The sequence below is a fragment of the Streptomyces sp. NPDC002779 genome, assembly GCF_042888685.1.
Lineage (GTDB): Bacteria > Actinomycetota > Actinomycetes > Streptomycetales > Streptomycetaceae > Streptomyces.
This window is the reverse complement of the sequence record NZ_JBIAQC010000001.1, coordinates 549,044-565,142: the sequence shown is the minus strand read 5'-3', so window position 1 is coordinate 565,142 and position 16,099 is coordinate 549,044. Positions and strand designations below refer to the sequence as shown.

At 71.7% G+C, this 16,099-nt stretch carries 18 protein-coding genes; 10 read left to right on the top strand and 8 right to left on the bottom strand.

Annotation, left to right across the window (positions count from 1 at the left end; all coding sequences use genetic code 11):
* Positions 1-16 precede the first annotated feature (16 nt).
* Positions 17-877, bottom strand: a complete 861-nt coding sequence (folP, locus tag ACFYW5_RS02555) for a dihydropteroate synthase (protein WP_389415086.1) — start codon at positions 875-877, stop codon at positions 17-19.
* Positions 878-1,010: 133 nt separating this feature from the next.
* On the opposite strand from folP, the gene ACFYW5_RS02550 reads away from it, so the two are divergent.
* Positions 1,011-1,355: a DivIVA domain-containing protein gene (locus tag ACFYW5_RS02550; RefSeq protein ID WP_389415620.1), complete on the top strand. Its 345-nt coding sequence runs from the start codon at positions 1,011-1,013 to the stop codon at positions 1,353-1,355.
* Positions 1,352-1,981 (top strand): DNA-3-methyladenine glycosylase I, encoded by a 630-nt coding sequence (locus ACFYW5_RS02545; RefSeq protein ID WP_389415085.1) that lies wholly within the window; start codon positions 1,352-1,354, stop codon positions 1,979-1,981. Before ACFYW5_RS02550 ends, ACFYW5_RS02545 begins: the two co-directional genes overlap by 4 nt.
* 14 nt (positions 1,982-1,995) lie before the next feature.
* Here ACFYW5_RS02545 and ACFYW5_RS02540 read toward each other — a convergent pair whose 3' ends face one another.
* Complete coding sequence (locus ACFYW5_RS02540; RefSeq protein ID WP_389415084.1) at positions 1,996-2,787, bottom strand: enoyl-CoA hydratase/isomerase family protein; 792 nt, start codon at positions 2,785-2,787, stop codon at positions 1,996-1,998.
* 344 nt (positions 2,788-3,131) lie between these two features.
* Between ACFYW5_RS02540 and ACFYW5_RS02535 the strand changes: the two genes are divergently transcribed.
* Positions 3,132-3,299 (top strand): DUF3117 domain-containing protein, encoded by a 168-nt coding sequence (locus ACFYW5_RS02535; RefSeq protein WP_003966491.1) that lies wholly within the window; start codon positions 3,132-3,134, stop codon positions 3,297-3,299.
* A gap of 86 nt (positions 3,300-3,385) precedes the next feature.
* On the opposite strand, the gene ACFYW5_RS02530 is transcribed toward ACFYW5_RS02535, so the two are convergent.
* The gene (locus ACFYW5_RS02530; RefSeq protein ID WP_383312304.1) at positions 3,386-4,084 is read right to left on the bottom strand and encodes an O-methyltransferase; all 699 of its coding nucleotides are present in this window, start codon (positions 4,082-4,084) and stop codon (positions 3,386-3,388) included.
* Positions 4,085-4,246: 162 nt separating this feature from the next.
* Here ACFYW5_RS02530 and sigE point away from each other — a divergent pair, with 162 nt between their 5' ends.
* From sigE to ACFYW5_RS02505, 5 genes are all read left to right on the top strand, one after another.
* Positions 4,247-5,020: an RNA polymerase sigma factor SigE gene (gene sigE / locus ACFYW5_RS02525; RefSeq protein ID WP_389415083.1), complete on the top strand. Its 774-nt coding sequence runs from the start codon at positions 4,247-4,249 to the stop codon at positions 5,018-5,020.
* Positions 5,017-5,991: an anti-sigma factor family protein gene (locus ACFYW5_RS02520; RefSeq protein ID WP_389415082.1), complete on the top strand. Its 975-nt coding sequence runs from the start codon at positions 5,017-5,019 to the stop codon at positions 5,989-5,991. The genes sigE and ACFYW5_RS02520 overlap by 4 nt, the downstream gene beginning before the upstream one ends.
* A gap of 140 nt (positions 5,992-6,131) precedes the next feature.
* On the top strand, positions 6,132-7,850 hold the full coding sequence (locus ACFYW5_RS02515) for a trypsin-like peptidase domain-containing protein (protein WP_389415081.1): 1,719 nt from the start codon (positions 6,132-6,134) through the stop codon (positions 7,848-7,850).
* A 153-nt stretch (positions 7,851-8,003) separates the two neighbouring features.
* The gene (locus ACFYW5_RS02510; protein WP_389415080.1) at positions 8,004-8,435 is read left to right on the top strand and encodes a sec-independent translocase; all 432 of its coding nucleotides are present in this window, start codon (positions 8,004-8,006) and stop codon (positions 8,433-8,435) included.
* A gap of 221 nt (positions 8,436-8,656) precedes the next feature.
* Positions 8,657-9,313 carry a hypothetical protein gene (locus ACFYW5_RS02505; RefSeq protein ID WP_389415079.1) on the top strand — a complete coding sequence of 219 codons (657 nt, stop codon included), beginning with the start codon at positions 8,657-8,659 and terminating at the stop codon, positions 9,311-9,313.
* A gap of 44 nt (positions 9,314-9,357) precedes the next feature.
* On the opposite strand, the gene ACFYW5_RS02500 is transcribed toward ACFYW5_RS02505, so the two are convergent.
* The 3 genes from ACFYW5_RS02500 to ACFYW5_RS02490 are packed head-to-tail and all read right to left on the bottom strand — an operon-like array spanning position 9,358 to position 12,410.
* On the bottom strand, positions 9,358-10,491 hold the full coding sequence (locus tag ACFYW5_RS02500) for an Mrp/NBP35 family ATP-binding protein (RefSeq protein ID WP_389415078.1): 1,134 nt from the start codon (positions 10,489-10,491) through the stop codon (positions 9,358-9,360).
* A 43-nt stretch (positions 10,492-10,534) separates the two neighbouring features.
* Positions 10,535-11,122 (bottom strand): DUF1003 domain-containing protein, encoded by a 588-nt coding sequence (locus ACFYW5_RS02495; RefSeq protein WP_389415077.1) that lies wholly within the window; start codon positions 11,120-11,122, stop codon positions 10,535-10,537.
* Positions 11,112-12,410 (bottom strand): magnesium transporter MgtE N-terminal domain-containing protein, encoded by a 1,299-nt coding sequence (locus tag ACFYW5_RS02490; RefSeq protein WP_389415076.1) that lies wholly within the window; start codon positions 12,408-12,410, stop codon positions 11,112-11,114. Before ACFYW5_RS02490 ends, ACFYW5_RS02495 begins: the two co-directional genes overlap by 11 nt.
* A gap of 177 nt (positions 12,411-12,587) precedes the next feature.
* On the opposite strand from ACFYW5_RS02490, the gene ACFYW5_RS02485 reads away from it, so the two are divergent.
* Positions 12,588-13,319: a hypothetical protein gene (locus tag ACFYW5_RS02485; protein WP_389415075.1), complete on the top strand. Its 732-nt coding sequence runs from the start codon at positions 12,588-12,590 to the stop codon at positions 13,317-13,319.
* A gap of 5 nt (positions 13,320-13,324) precedes the next feature.
* Here the strand turns inward: ACFYW5_RS02485 and ACFYW5_RS02480 are convergent, their stop codons facing one another.
* Both ACFYW5_RS02480 and ACFYW5_RS02475 read right to left on the bottom strand, forming a co-directional pair.
* Positions 13,325-13,837 carry a hypothetical protein gene (locus tag ACFYW5_RS02480; RefSeq protein WP_389415074.1) on the bottom strand — a complete coding sequence of 171 codons (513 nt, stop codon included), beginning with the start codon at positions 13,835-13,837 and terminating at the stop codon, positions 13,325-13,327.
* A 33-nt stretch (positions 13,838-13,870) separates the two neighbouring features.
* Complete coding sequence (locus ACFYW5_RS02475) at positions 13,871-14,998, bottom strand: magnesium and cobalt transport protein CorA (protein ID WP_389415073.1); 1,128 nt, start codon at positions 14,996-14,998, stop codon at positions 13,871-13,873.
* Between the two features lie 465 nt (positions 14,999-15,463).
* Here ACFYW5_RS02475 and ACFYW5_RS02470 point away from each other — a divergent pair, with 465 nt between their 5' ends.
* A complete protein-coding gene (locus ACFYW5_RS02470) occupies positions 15,464-16,048 on the top strand; it encodes a suppressor of fused domain protein (protein ID WP_389415072.1) in 585 nt (194 codons plus the stop codon).
* The last annotated feature ends 51 nt before the right edge of the window (positions 16,049-16,099 follow it).

Below are 16,099 nucleotides of genomic sequence, written 5' to 3'. Positions count from 1 at the left end.
CGGGGGCGAGGAGGCCTTACGCCAGCCCCCGCCGGGCCACCGCCGGTGCGCGGTGGCCCGCGATCGACGCCACCATGTCCACCACCTGGCGCGTCTCCGCGACCTCGTGCACCCGGTACACCTGCGCCCCCAGCCACGCCGACACCGCCGTCGTCGCCAGGGTCCCCACGACCCGCTCCTTCACCGGCCTGTCCAGCGTCTCCCCGACGAAGTCCTTGTTGGACAGGGACACCAGCACCGGCCACCCGGTGGCCACCATCTCCGCCAGCCGCCGTGTCGCCTCCAGGCTGTGCCGGGTGTTCTTCCCGAAGTCGTGCCCGGGATCGATCATCACCGACTCCCGGGGCACCCCCAGCGCCACCGCCCGCTCGGCCAGCCCCACGGTCACCCGGAGGATGTCGGCCATGACGTCGTCGTACGTCACCCGGTGCGGCCGCGTACGGGGCTCGGCGCCTCCGGCGTGCGTGCACACCAGCCCCACCCGGTACCGGGCGGCCACCTCCGCCAGCCGGGGATCCACCCCGCCCCAGGCGTCGTTCAGCACATCCGCCCCGGCCTCGCACACCGCTTCGCCGACCTCGGCCCGCCAGGTGTCCACCGAGATCACCACATCGGGGAACCGCCGCCGCACCTCCGCCACGAAACCCACGGTCCGCCGCGCCTCTTCCGCCGCGGACACCTCGTCGCCCGGCCCGGCCTTCACCCCACCGATGTCGATGATGGCCGCGCCCTCCGCCACGGCCTGCTCCACGCGCGCGAGGGCCGGCTCGTCGCGGAACGTCGCCCCCTGGTCGTAGAAGGAGTCGGGGGTCCGGTTCACGATCGCCATGATCACCGGCTCATGCGTGTCGAACTCACGCCTGCCCAGCCTGAGCATCCCCTGTGAACCTCTCCGTACGTCCTGATCAACAGCCGTCTGCGACCCTAACTGTCAGAGTCGCATGGCACGATCGGACCCTGACACACTCGACCGCACACTTGCACCGACCGTGGGGGCCTCAGCGATGGTTATGTTCTTGTTCCTGGTCGTCGCGCTCGCCGTTGTGGTCGCCGCCGTGACCCTCGCGGTGGTGGGCGGCGGCGAGGGCGGCGGCCCGCTGCCGGAGGCCGCCCCGGAGCGCCTCCAGGACCCGCTCCCGCTCGACCGTCCGGTCCATCGCGCCGACGTCGACAGCCTCCGCTTCCCCCTCGCCGCCCGCGGCTACCGCATGGCGGACGTCGACGACGCCCTCAGCCGGCTCGGCGCCGAACTCGCCGAGCGCGACGCCCGGATCGCCGATCTGGAGTCCGCCCTGGCCGGTGCCCGTTCCGGCGCCCGCCTCTCCATGGAGAAGCCGGCCGAGGAGGACCGGTGACGGCGGCCCTCGCCGGTCCCGACGGCGCGCTGCGCTGCCCCTGGGCCGTGTCCACCCCGGACTACGTGTCCTACCACGACGAGGAGTGGGGCCGCCCGGTCCACGGCGACGACGCCCTCTTCGAGCGCCTCTGCCTGGAGGCCTTCCAGTCCGGCCTGTCCTGGCTCACGATCCTGCGCCGCCGCCCCGGCTTCCGCGCCGCCTTCGCCGACTTCAGGATCGAGAAGGTCGCGGCCTTCACGGAGGAGGACCGCGACCGGCTGCTGGCCGACGCGGGCATCATCCGCAACAGAGCCAAGATCGACGCCACCCTGGCCAACGCCCGCGCCCTGGCCGACTGGGCCCCGGGCGACCTGGACGCCCTGATCTGGTCCCACGCCCCGGACCCGGGCCCGGCCCCGGAAACCCTGGCGGACGTCCCGGCGGTGACTCCGGAATCGACGGCCCTGTCGAAGGCCCTGAAGAAGCGGGGACTGAGATTCGTGGGGCCCACGACGGCGTACGCCCTGATGCAGGCGTGCGGCTTGGTCAACGACCACCTGAAAACCTGCGTGGCGAGGGACGTACGTCAGGGGCGCGGGGAACTGCGCGCCCAGCCCGAGCGGCCCCGCACCCCCGAACGGTGAATCCGCCCCGCCCCCTACCGGCCCAAGTACTTCGGCTGCTCCTTGTTCACAAAGGCCTGCACGGCGATCGCATGGTCCTCCGACGCCCCCGCCCGAGCCTGCAACTCGTCCTCCTTCTCCAGCGTCTCCGCCAGAGAGTGAGAGAACCCGAAGGCCACGGCCTCCTTGATCGCCGCGTACGCGACCGTCGGCCCCGAGGCCAACGCCCGAGCCACCTTCTCCGCCTCCTCGCGGAGCGACCCGGCAGGGACCACCCGGTTCGCGATCCCCAGCTCGTACGCCTCCTGAGCCTTGACGCTCCGAGGGAAGAGCAGCAGGTCAGCAGCCCGGCCCGGGCCCACCACCCGAGGCAGTGTCCAGGAGATCCCGGAATCCGCGGTCAAGGCCACCCCGGCGAACGACGTGTTGAAGGCGGCCGAGTCGGCCACGACCCGATAGTCCGCGGCGAGGGCGAAGCCGAACCCCGCTCCCGCCGCGACGCCGTTCACCCCCGCCACCACGGGCTTGGCCATCGACGTCAGCGCCAGGGCGATCGGGTTGTAGTGCTCGCGCACCGTGCTCATCACCCGCCCGGACCCCTCGGCCAGCAGCCCGATGTGCTCCTTCAGGTCCTGCCCCACACAGAAGGCCCGGTCACCGGCGGCGGTCAGCAGCACGGCCCGCACGGCGGAGTCCGCACCCGCCTCGGTCACCGCCTCCCGCAGGGCGACCTTGGTCTCGATGTTCAGCGCGTTCATCGCCTCGGGGCGGTTCAGCGTGATCGTCGCGAGTCCGTCGCTCACCTCGTAGAGCACGGTGTCGGCCATGACGTATCCCCTCCGGTGTTCGCGGCTCCTGTCTGAGGACAGCATGGCGGAGATCGCCGGGAGCGCAGGTGTGACCTGCGTCAAAGAATTCGGACCCGTTTTCGTTCGGCGGATGGGCTCGGGGCGGCGCAGTATCGCAGTCACATCGCCGAATTGAGTGGTTTTGCTCGCGCGCGTTGCCCAAGCGATGCCGACCGATGTTGGTCATCGGGTCCTGCGATGCGGGATAATGGCTGGGAAGCAATGTGTTCGATGCCGGTGTCGCGAGTCCCGCCAGGACCGCGCATGCCCTCATGGGGTCGTCGGCTTTGACGATTGAGCTGGTTTCAGGAAGGGGAACGAGCATGGCGGCCATGAAGCCGCGGACGGGCGATGGCCCGCTCGAGGTGACCAAGGAGGGGCGGGGCATCGTCATGCGCGTTCCGCTCGAAGGCGGCGGTCGGCTCGTCGTCGAGCTGACCCCGGACGAGGCCGACGCACTGGGCGACGCCCTCAAGAAGGTCGTCGGCTGACGCGCAAGCGACCATACCCTTTCAGCTGCCCCGGCATCTCATGAGGTGCCGGGGCAGTTCTCTGCCCGGCCGTACCCCGTGCTGCCTCAGCGTTTGACCGCGCACAGCAGGCCGTCGCCCACCGGCAGCAGCGACGGCACCAGGTCCTGGCTCTCGCGCACCGCGCGCAGCAGCTCGCGCAGCCGCAGCACCTCCGTCGGCTGCGGGCCCGAGTCGACCGTACGGCCGTTCGCGAAGACGCCCTCGAAGACCACCAGGCCACCCGGACGCAGCAGGCGCAACGATTCAGCGAGGTAGTCGAGGAACTCGAGCCGGTCACCGTCGCAGAAGACCAGGTCGTAGCCGGCGTCCGCGAGCCGGGGCAGCACCTCCAGCGCACGGCCGGGGATGAACCGCGCCCGGTTGCTGGCGAAGCCGGAGGCCCGGAAGGCCTGCCGGGCGAACTGCTGGTGCTCCGGCTCGGTGTCCACGGTGGTCAGCACGCCGTCGGGGCGCATGCCGTGCAGCAGATGGATGCCGGAGACGCCGGTCCCGGTGCCGATCTCCGCGACCGCTTTCGCGTCCACGGTGGCGGCGAGCAACCGCAGCGCCGCGCCCGTGCCGGGCGACACCGTGCGCAGGCCGGCCTCGCGGGCCCGGTCGCGGGCCCAGCGAAGCGCGTCGTCCTCGGCGACATAGGCGTCGGCGAACGCCCAGCTCGTCTGCCGGTTGCCGGTAATGACCCTCTCCTGTCCCCGTGGTTGCCTGGGCGTGACTGTATCCGTTGCGGCCGGGAACCCGCAGATGGGACCAGGCGTTTAGAAGGGTGGGAGACGACAGGGGGGACACGGTTGGATCACGATGGCGGGGCGGGGATCGAGCACATGCTGACGCAGTCGCATGAGCCGTGCCAGCCCAGATCAAATTCTCGTAAAACCGCTTATCCGGAGCTAACGGGCGAGGTGGCTATGGTAGGGGCTCCACTGGACACCACCAGAGCCGACAGGGGAGGTGCGGCCGCACCTGTGGATCGCGCAGGAGTGCTCCGGCGCCTCCTCGGATCGGCGGGCAGGCCGAAATCCGTGAACGACAACGCTGCTGACCCCAGCCACGCCGACGACTACGCCCAGACCGCGACCTTCTCCACCGACGCGGACGGGCAGGCGTGGACTCCGCCCACGTGGGAGGAGATCGTCAGCACGCACAGCGGCCGCGTCTACCGCCTCGCGTACCGGCTCACCGGCAACCAGCACGACGCCGAGGACCTCACCCAGGAGGTCTTCGTCCGCGTCTTCCGCTCGCTGTCGACCTACACCCCGGGCACCTTCGAGGGCTGGCTGCACCGCATCACCACCAACCTCTTCCTGGACATGGTCCGCCGAAAGCAGCGCATCCGCTTCGACGCCCTCGGCGAGGACGCGGCCGAGCGCCTGCCCAGCCGCGAGCCGTCCCCGCAGCAGGTCTTCAACGACGCGCACTTCGACGCCGACGTCCAGCAGGCCCTCGACACCCTCGCGCCCGAGTTCCGGGCCGCTGTCGTCCTGTGCGACATCGAGGGGCTCTCCTACGAGGAGATCGCCGCGACCCTGGGCGTCAAGCTCGGCACCGTCCGCTCCCGTATCCACCGGGGGCGCTCGCAGCTCCGCAAGGCCCTCGCGCACCGCTCCCCGGAGGCCCGGGCGGGACGCCGGTCCTTCGTGCCGCGGGTGCCCGCCCTCGGGGGAGGGGGCGCGACCGCGTGAGTGGAACCCGGCCCGGTCCCGGCGAGCGACGCCTCGCCGAGCAGCACCTTGGAGACCGACTCTCCGCCCTGGTGGACGGGGAACTCGGTCATGACTCGCGCGAGCGGGTCCTCGCCCACCTGGCCACCTGCGCCAAGTGCAAGGCGGAGGCCGACGCCCAGCGCCGGCTGAAGAACGTCTTCGCGGAGGCGGCCCCGCCGCCCCCCTCCGAGAGCTTCCTGGCCCGGCTCCAGGGCCTGCCGGGAGGCGACCCGGGCAGCGGTGGCTCACCGCTGGGCGGGGGAGCCTTCGGCGGTTTCGCCGAGCCACCCGCCACCGGCGCCTTCGGCGTCCGGCGCGGCGAGCGCTTCGAGTTCGGCTATGTCCCCGCCCGGCCGCACGGCTCCGCGCTCACCGGCCCTTCGGCGGGCGGCTTCCGGCTGCACCCCGTGGGGCGTCCCGACGCCGACCGGCCGTCCTCGCGCGGGCTGCGGTTCGCCTTCGTCGCCGCTGGAGCGGTGTCGCTGGCCGCCATCGCGCTCGGCGGGGTCACCACCGGCGTCCCGGCCGAGACGGACACCCGCGGTTCGGGCTCCGGCAGCAATGTGACCCCGGCACGCAGCCAGGGCACCGGAGCGGCGACGACACCCGACAACCAGCGCCGCCGTGGCGTCGGGCCGCTGCTGGTCCAGGGGCAGGGCCCGCGGACGTTCGGCGACACCCCGGTCGCCCCGACCGCGGTGTCCGCGCCGCTGCTGCCCGGTGTCTCCGCCGGTCAGCTCCAGGGCGCCGGGGACTCCCTGACCAGCCCGGTCGCGGGCGCGGCCGTCATGTCCCCGCTCATACGTCCGCTCGGCACTGCCACGCCGCTCACCCTGACCACCTGGCACCCCGCCCCGGAGGTCGCCTCTCCCGGACTGCTCGCCGCGCTCGTCCCCGACCCGACCTCCTCCCCGTCCGTCTCGGTCACCTCCGCCTCCTCCGACCGCTGACCGGCCTCTGCGCGGCGGCCCGCGAACCTGGTTGAATCCGGGGTGGGCCGCGCTCACGGCAGGCAGCCGGGTGCGGAGGCGAAGTTCGAGGAGCCGCGGCGAGTGCCGACGAGCGTGCCGCGGCCGGCGGTGGGGAGAGCATGAACGAGGGGAAGCCCACGAAGGCGAAATGGTGGAGCCGTCCTCGGTTCCAGGGGCCTTCGGACCAGACGGACGGCGCGGCCGAGCCGTCGCCGTCCGGACCGGCCCCGGTGCCGAACGCGGACGGTGACTACGAACTGAGCCGACCCACCACGGAACCGGTCCCATCGGCCGGGGCCGCGGCCCTGGCCGCCTCCGGCGCCCTGGACGCCGTCACGGGTGCCGATACGCCCGTAACGCGGGCGGGCACCGCCGTGGCGCCGGGCGGCGACACGGCCGTAACGCCTGCGGACACCGCCACGGCGCTGGACACCGCCCCGTTGGCTGCCCCCGACGCGCGTCCCCGCCCCCTGCACGACCCCGACCCCTACAGCACCCCGCCCTACGGCGAGCCGGGCCCCTGGGCGCCCGCTCCTCCCGTGCAGCACCCGGCGACGACTCCGGCGCACGGCACGGCCGTACCGGCGCACGCGGCCCCCCTTCCGGCCCCGGCGCAGGCCACCGCCGCTCCCGCCCCCTGGCAGAACTACGACCCCTGGGCGGCGGCCCCCTTCCCCGGCCCCCTCCAGCACAGCGGCGCCGCCGTCCCCGCCAAGGACCAGCGCCGCAAGAAGGGCAGGCGGCGGCTGCTCACCGGCGCCCTGCTGCTCGCCCTCGGCTCCGGGGGCGTCGGCGGGGCCGTAGGGGCCCATCTGGAGCGGAACGGCGGTATGAGCGACGTGGAGCTGCCGCAGGCCGCCGCCGAGCCCAGCGGGCGGGCTCCGGACAGCGTGGCCGGGATCGCGGCGCGGGCGCTGCCGAGCGTGGTGACCCTGCATGTGTCCGGTGCCGAGGAGCAGGGCACCGGCACCGGGTTCGTGCTCGACGACCGGGGCCACATCCTCACCAACAACCATGTCGTGGAGCCCGCCGGGACCGGCGGCGAGATCACCGTGACCTTCCACAGCGGCGACACCGCCGAGGCCACCGTGGTCGGGCGGGACAGCGGATACGACCTGGCCGTGGTGAAGGTGACCGGTGTCAGCGGGCTGACCCCGATGTCCCTCGGCAACTCCGACAACGTCCAGGTCGGTGACCCGGTCGTGGCCATCGGCGCCCCCTTCGACCTGGCGGGCACCGTCACCTCCGGCATCATCAGCGCCAAGGAGCGGCCCATCACGGCCGGCGGCGAGGGCGGTGACGCCAGCGACGTGTCCTACGTCGACGCGCTGCAGACCGACGCGCCCATCAACCCCGGCAACTCCGGCGGGCCCCTGCTCGACGCCAGGGCCCGGGTCGTCGGCATCAACTCCGCCATCCGCTCCGCCGGCAGCGGTGCCGAGCCGGACGGCGGCCAGGCCGGTTCGATAGGGCTCGGCTTCGCCATCCCGATCAACCAGGGCAAGCGGGTGGCCGAGGAGCTGATCAACACCGGACGGGCCACCCACCCGGTCATCGGCGTCACCCTCGACATGGACTACTCCGGCGACGGCGCCCGCGTCGGCACCAAGGGCAGTGACGGCGGCCCCGCGGTCACCGCCGGCGGCCCCGGCGACCGGGCCGGCATCGAACCCGGCGACATCATCACCGAGGTCGACGGCCGACGCGTGCACTCCGGCGAGGAACTGATCGTCAAGACCCGCGCGCACCGCCCGGGCGACCGCCTCGAACTCACCCTGGAGCGCGATGGCGAGGAGCGGACCATCTCGCTGGTGCTCGGTTCCTCCGGCGGCGACTGACAGGAACCTCACAGGCGGGGGCGCCTGCCGTCCCCCACAAGGCAAACAACCGGAAAACCCTCCGTCCGCGCACACACGGAGCCGACGGGACAGTACCGGTCGTACGGGAACGGCAGGTACCGTGGACCCGGCCCGGATCGCAAGGAGCTTCAGGTGTTCAATGACATAGGACCGCTCGAGCTGGTGACGCTCATCGTCCTTGCCGTGCTCGTCTTCGGTCCGGACAAGCTCCCCAAGGTCATCCAGGACGTCATGCGGACGGTCCGTAAGATCCGCGAGTTCTCGGAGAGCGCCAAGCAGGACATCCGGCAGGAGCTCGGCCCGGAGTTCAAGGACTTCGAGTTCGAGGACCTCAACCCCAAGACGTTCATCCGCAAGCAGATGGACAATGACGAGCTGGGGCTCAAGGAGATCCGCAACGGCTTCGACCTGAAGAAGGAGATGGCCGAGGTCACGGACGCGGTCCACAGCCGCGACGCGGATGCTTCCGCGCCGGCCGCCTCGCCCTCCTCCGCGTCCGGCGAGCGCGTCGACATGACGAAGAAGCCCGAGGAACGCGCGCCCTACGACGCGGACGCCACCTGAGCCGTCGGCGCGTGTACGTGATGCGATTCATACCTTCGGCAGGCCTCCGCACGGCCTGAACACGCCGCCCGGGCGCCCCGCGCGCCGGGCGCTTTCCCGGCTGTTCACACCAGGGTGGCTATGCTGCCGAGTTGTTGTGCGGGCCGTACGCCAAAAAGCGAGGCCGCCCGAAGGGGGGCGGGCCGCCCCGGTCCGCCGAGAACGAGGAGGCGTCCGGGTACATGGAGACGACGAGTCGGGCAGTCGCGCAGGCGTCGGCCGCGGAGGGCGGACAACAGGTCCCCTCCGCCCGGCGCACGGTCGACGGCTACCTGGAGGCGCCCTTCCCGTGGTACGGCCTCGACGAGGCGTTCACGGGACCGCGCTGGCTGATGCAGGTGGGTACGGCGGCCGACGGGACGGTCGAGCACGGGTCGATCGGACACGGCGACGAGCCCTCGGTGCGCAATGAGGCCACGGAGGACCGGGAGAAGTTCGCGGTGGTCGTCACGGTGGCCGCGAATCCGTCCCGCAGGAGCGCCGACGGCACCGGGCTGCTGGAGGCCACCACGGTCTCCTCGGCGGCCTGGCTGGCCGGTGTGGGGCTGCTGTCGTTCACCTGGCCCGGCCAGATGGACCACTCGCTGCGGGACAGCTGGCTGGAGCAGCAGACGGAGACCGCGTGGGCCCTCGCCGACGACCTGGAAGGCGAGGAGTGGTCGACCCTCTCCCTGCCGGTCGACGGGGTCCCCACGCCCTTCCACTACCGCGAGTCCGAGTTCGGCTGGGTCCTCGCGGGGTCCACGCAGCAGGGCGTGCACGTGGGCGCGTACGGCAGAGGGATGAGTGCGTACGGGCTCGGCTTCGCCATGATCAAGGACATCGGCGAATACGCATGACGAAGGGGGCGCCGACATCCACGGCGCCCCCCAGGTGCGGCTCTCTAGAACTTGTTCCTGGGCGTGATCCCCAGGGACAGTCCCGAAAGGCCCCGCTGCCGCCCTCCCAGCTTTCCGGCGATGGCGCGCAGCGCGCTGCCCGCCGGGCTGTCCGGGTCCGTCAGGACCACCGGCTTGCCCTCGTCGCCGCCCTCGCGCAGGCGGACGTCGATCGGGATGGAGCCGAGCACGGGGACGGTGGCACCCGTTGTACGGGTCAGGCCCTCGGCGACCGTCTGGCCGCCGCCGGTGCCGAAGACGTCGACCATCTCGTCGCAGTGCGGGCAGGGCAGCCCCGACATGTTCTCGACCACGCCGACGATCTTCTGGTGGGTCTGGACGGCGATGGAGCCGGCCCGCTCGGCGACCTCGGCGGCGGCCTGCTGCGGGGTCGTCACCACCAGGATCTCGGCGTTCGGAACCAGCTGGGCGACCGAGATCGCGATGTCACCGGTGCCGGGCGGCAGGTCCAGCAGCAGGACGTCCAGGTCGCCCCAGTACACGTCCGCCAGGAACTGCTGGAGCGCCCGGTGCAGCATCGGGCCGCGCCACACCACGGGCGCGTTGCCCGGCGTGAACATGCCGATGGAGATCACCTTCACGCCGTGCGCGGACGGCGGCATGATCATGTTCTCGACCTGGGTCGGACGGCCGTCGGCGCCCAGCATGCGCGGCACGCTGTGACCGTAGATGTCGGCGTCCACGACACCGACCTTCAGCCCGTCCGCCGCCATCGCCGCCGCCAGGTTCACCGTCACCGACGACTTGCCGACGCCGCCCTTGCCGGAGGCGACCGCGTACACCCGGGTCAGCGAGCCCGGCTTGGCGAAGGGGACCTCGCGCTCGGTCTGGCCGCCGCGCAGCGCGGTCGCCAGTTCCTTGCGCTGCTCGTCGCTCATGACGTCCAGCGTCACGTCGACGTGGGTGACGCCCTCGACCCCGGACACCGCCTCCGTGACGCGCTGCGTGATCGTCTCCCGCATCGGGCAGCCGGAGACCGTCAGGTACACGGTGACCGCGACCGTTCCGTCCGCACCGATCTCCACCGACTTGACCATCCCGAGTTCGGTGATGGGGCGGTTGATCTCGGGGTCGTTCACCGTCGACAGTGCTTCACGCACCGCGTCTTCCGTAGCCATAAGGTCGATGGTACGGCGCCCCGCGGGGGCCCCGGGATGCCCGTCACCGGTCGTCTACGTCACGTCCGTGCGGCCGTTCTGCCGGGAATACGACCGGACCTGCGGCGCGATGGCCGTCCAGCTCCCTGAGCACGTCCTGCAGCTCGGAGCGGATCCAGTCCCGGGTGGCGACCTCGCCGAGTCCGATCCGCAGTGCGGCGATCTCCCGGGTCAGGTACTCGGTGTCCGCGATCGACCGCTCGTTCTGTTTGCGGTCCTGCTCGAGATTGACCCGGTCACGGTCGTCCTGCCGGTTCTGCGCGAGCAGGATCAGCGGGGCCGCGTAGGAGGCCTGGAGCGAGAGCATCAGGGTCAGGAAGATGAACGGGTACTCGTCGAACTTCAGGTCCTTGGGCGCGAAGATGTTCCACAGTACCCACGCGATGATGACGACCGTCATCCAGACGAGGAACCGCCCGGTGCCGATGAAGCGGGCGATGCGCTCGGAGAACCGCCCGAAGGCATCCGGGTCGTACTCGGGCAGGAACCGGCGGCGCGGCGCCCGGGGCTGGTCCAGCCGGGCGCGCGGCCGGGTGGACGCGGTCGCCCCGGACAGCGTGCGCTCCCGGCCGCCGTCGCGCTCAGGAGCCATGCGCCGCCGCCTCCTCGTCGTCCTCGTCCTCGTCGAGGTGGAACTCGGTCTCCCGCCAGTCCTCGGGCAGCATGTGGTCCAGCACGTCGTCCACGGTGATCGCGCCCAGCAGGGAGCCCGACTCGTCGACGACCGGCGCCGCGACCATGTCGTACGTGGCGAAGAAACCGGCGACGACGGGCAGCGCGGCGTCCGGGTCCAGCGGCTGCAGATCGTCGTCGAGCAGCGAGCTGACGAGCGTGTACGGCGGATCGCGCAGCAGGCGCTGGAAGTGGACCGTGCCGAGGTACTTGCCGGTCGGGGTCTCGTCGGGCGGGCGGCAGACGTAGACCTGGGCGGCCAGCGCGGGGGAGAGGTCGGCGTTGCGGACCCGGGCCAGCGCGTCGGCGACGGTGGCGTCGGGCCGCAGCACGATCGGCTCGGTCGTCATCAGACCGCCGGCCGTGTGCTCCTCGTACGCCATCAGCCGCCGCATGTCGGCCGCGTCGGCGGGCTCCATCAGGCTCAGCAGCCGCTCCTTGTCCGCCTCCGGGAGCTCGGAGAGCAGGTCGGCCGCGTCGTCGGGGTCCATGGCCTCCAGGACGTCGGCGGCCCGTTCCTCCTTCAGCTTGCCGAGGATCTCGATCTGGTCGTCCTCCGGCAGCTCTTCGAGTACGTCGGCCAGCCGGTCGTCGTCGAGGGCGGCGGCGACCTCGGCGCGGCGCTTGGGGGAGAGGTGGTGCAGCACGTTGGCGAGGTCGGCGGGGCGCAGCTGCTCGAAGGTGGCGAGCAGGCTCTCGGCGCCCTGGCCCTTCTCCTCCGCCGAGAACCCGGTGACGGCGGACCACTCGACGGTCAGCGACTCGCCCCTGGCCCGCCGCAGCGGCCCGCTCTTGCCGCCCTTGCGCACGAACACCCGGTCGATCTCCCAGTCCCGCCGGGCCGGCAGCTGCTGCACCGACAGATCCAGCACCGTGACCTCCTCGCCGGTCTCGACGAGGGTGACCCGGCGGTCCAGCAGCTCACCGAAGACCAGCCGCTCGGTCGGCCGCTGCTCGAAGCGGCGGACGTTGAGCACCCCGGTGGTGATGACCTGGCCGGACTCGATGCTGGTCACCCGGGTCATGGGCAGGAAGATGCGGCGCCGGGTGGACAGTTCGACGACGAGGCCGAGCAGCCGGGGCGGTCGCCGGCCGACGCGCAGCATGACCACCAGGTCGCGGACCCGGCCGACCTGGTCGCCGTTCGGGTCGAAGACGGCGATGCCGGAGAGGTGCGACACGAAGACCCGGGGAGTGCCCGCCGCCATTTCCGCACCTCCTCGGCCGATTCCACCGGCTATGCCCGCTCGGATGGGCTTCAGGCTAGCCCGTCCCGTTCGGATACGCCCTGGTGAGCGGTCCGGCCGGACTGGCTCCGTCCGGCTTCCGGGACCCCGGTACGCTGCCGTACGCCGATCAGGATCCGTCAGAAAGGCAGCCCACCTGTGACTGCGATTCCCCAGGGCCGCATCCGCCGGGCCGCGCTGCTGAGTGCGCTGAGTGCCCTGGCCGTGACGGGTCTGGCGGGGTGCGGCAGTGAGGATCCCGACGCGGGGACGAACGGTGTCGGCAAGCTGCCCGCCGACCAGATCCAGCGCAAGACCCTCGCCGCCGCCGAGTCCGCCGACGCGGTACGGCTGGCCGGGAGCGTGGTCACCAGCGGGCGCACGTACACCCTCGACATGCGGCTGAAGTCCGACGGGGGCGTGGGCTCGGTCACCGCCGAGGGGGCGACCTTCCGGCTGCTCAGGATCGACGACCAGCTGTTCCTGAAGGCCGACGCCGACTTCTGGAGCGACGGCGACGCGGACGCGGCGGCGAGCGCCAAGCTCAGCGGCAAGTACGTCAAGGTGCCGCAGGGCGATCCCTCGTACAAGAAGTTCAGCGGCTTCACCGATCCGGACGTGCTGCTGGAGGGCCTGCTCACGCTGCACGGCAAGGTCGAGACCGACGGCCGCCACGAGCAGTCCGGCACCCGCACGGTCCGCATCACCGGCGACGGCGGCTCCGGCGGCACCCTGGACGTCTCGCTGGAGGGCACGCCGTATCCGCTGCGGCTGGTGCGCGGCGGCGGCGCGGGCACGCTGACCTTCTCCTCCTGGGGCGAGAACTTCACCCTGGAGGAGCCGGACAAGACCGAGACGGTGGACTACGGCCGGCAGCTGCCGACGTCGTAGGGGCGCTAGGTGCGCTTGCGGCGCCTCATGAGCAGCTTCGGCAGCCCCGCGGGGATCGGCTCCCGCGTGGTCGCCGGCGAGTGCAGCGGGGCCGAGGACAGGTCGCCGTCCGGCAGCGGCGCGGTCGAGCCCGTGGGCTCCAGCCGCAGCACGCGGCACTCCCGCTTCCAGCGCTCCGGCATCGCCTCGCCGTCCGGGGCGTTCAGCCGCTTGCCCTTGAGCTCGGCGACCGTCGCCTCCCACCGCTCGGACCCCGAGGCCAGCTCCACGACCTTCGCCGTCCAGGAGACCAGCCGGCCGCCCTTGTCCTTGCTGCGGACCGTGACCTCGGCCTCGCCCCCGTCGACGAGCCCCGGCAGCGGCTGCTCGCCGGGCCCGTCGCCGACCACACACGCCGCGCCCTCGTGCCACACGTGCCACAGCGTCCGGGCCGGGACACCGGGCCCCTTGACCCAGATCAGCCCGGACTTCTTCGTGGCCTCCTCGACGAGGGCCTGATCGAGCAGCTCACTTGTCATGAGCCCAGCCTAGTCAGCCCCGCCGGACGCTCCCTAGAGCCAGCCGTTGCGCTTGAGCGTGCGGTGGATGCCGAGACAGATCATCACCGTGACACCGAGGACCAGCGGGTAGCCGAACTTCCAGTGGGTCTCGGGCATGTAGTCGAAGTTCATGCCGTACACCCCGCAGACCATCGTCGGTACGGCGATGATCGCGGCCCACGAGGTGATCTTCCGCATGTCCTCGTTCTGCGCCACGGACGCCTGCGCGAGGTTGGCCTGGAGGATGGAGTTGAGCAGCTCGTCGAAGCCGACGACCTGCTCCTGGACCCGGGCGAGGTGGTCGGCGACGTCCCGGAAGTACTTCTGGATGTCCGGGTCGATCAGCCGCATCGGCCGCTCGCTCAGCAGCTGCATCGGCCGCAGCAGCGGCGACACCGCCCGCTTGAACTCCAGGATCTCGCGCTTGAGTTGGTAGATCCGGCCGGCGTCCGTGCCGCGCGGGGTGCCCTTGCGGCCCGGCGAGAAGACGTCCGTCTCCACGTCGTCGATGTCGTCCTGGAGCGCGTCGGCCACGGCGATGTACCCGTCGACGACATGGTCGGCGATGGCGTGCAGCACCGCGGACGGGCCCTTGGCGAGCAGCTCCGGGTCGTCCTGGAGCCGGTGCCGCAGCGCCCGCAGCGAGCCCTGCCCGCCGTGCCGGACGGTGATGAAGAAGTCCCGGCCGGTGAAGCACATGACCTCGCCGGTCTCCACCACCTCGCTGGTGGCGGTGAGTTCGGCGTGCTCGACGTAGTGGACCGTCTTGAAGACGGTGAACAGGGAGTCATCGTAGCGCTCCAGCTTGGGCCGCTGATGGGCCTGGACGGCGTCCTCCACGGCCAGCGGGTGCAGTCCGAACTCCGAGGCGATACCGGCGAATTCGGCCTCGGTCGGCTCGTGCAGCCCGATCCACACGAACCCGCCGTCGCGCCGCACCTGGCGCATCGCCTCGTGCGGGCTGAGCTGCCGTCCGCACTCGACGCGCGCGCCGTCACGGTAGACGGCGCAGTCGACGACGGCGGAGGGCGTGCCGGGGTCACGGGTGGTGTCGTACGCGCCGCCGTCCATGCGCATGGCCTTGCTCAGGGAGGGACGGGACGGACGGACCGCGGCACGCAGGTCACGGATCATCGACATGGCAGGCTCCTTCGCGAGCAGGCAGCGACAGGCCGCTTCGACGGATGGAACTGCCCGGAATGGGGACGTCCTGACTGCGGATGTTTGGCACGTCCACAAAGCGGGGAGCACCGCACCGTCGCGGTGGCGTACTTCGCTGCTGATTCAGCTACTGCTGCTGACTGACAGATCAGGCAAAACGAAACGAAGGCTCTTCCGCGGTGAAAGGCAGGCGAGAGGTGGCAGCCGGCTAGAAGCAGAGCAGCTACGTCAGCGGCGGGAAGAGCGGGTGCTACTGCACGGTCGACTTCGATCCATTGCAGCCCCACCTCCTCCGGCCGGTCCCTCGTAAGGGAGTGTCGTCGGCGTCCGGGGCTTGACCGCGACGCTTCTGCGTGCTGCCCCGAACCACCGGGCCAGAGTAGCAGCAGGCCGAAGTGTCAAGGCGCTGCTTTGCCCGGTACTGACGAGTTCTATGCTCGCCGCATGGCTGATGTTCTTCCTCTGGTCGAGGCTCGCTTGCGCTCCGCGCTGGGCGAACCGGACGCCCGCGCCGCGGTCACCTTCCTCGGGACGGACCGCATCGAGGTGCTGCGTTTCCACGAGGACGACATCGTCCGCTACGCCACCCTCGGTATGTCCGCGCACCCCATGACGGACCCCACCGCGGTGGTCGCCGACCCCGTCAGGGGCCCCCGCGCGGAGCTGGTCCTCTCGGTCCGGGCGGGCCTCGCCGACACCGACAAGGTCCTCCGTCCGCTCGCCGTACTGGCCGCGTCCCCGCAGGTCGAGGGCGTGGTCGTGGCGCCCGGCGCCTCCCTGGACGTCGGTGAACCGCTGTGGCCCGGCGCCCCGTTCAGCTCGGTCCTGGTCGCCGAGCCGGGCGGTCTGGTCGAGGACCTGGAACTGGATGAGCCCCTGGACCCCGTCCACTTCCTGCCCCTGCTCCCGATGACTCCGAACGAGGCCGCGTGGAAGCGCGTGCACGGCGCCGGGGCCCTCCAGGAGCGCTGGCTGGCGAACGGGACGGACCTCAGGGACCCGGCCCGCGCCTCGGTCCCGCTGGCGTGAGCAAGGTCACCAACCGGCCATCGGGGACGGCCAGTTGGCGAACACGCTGAC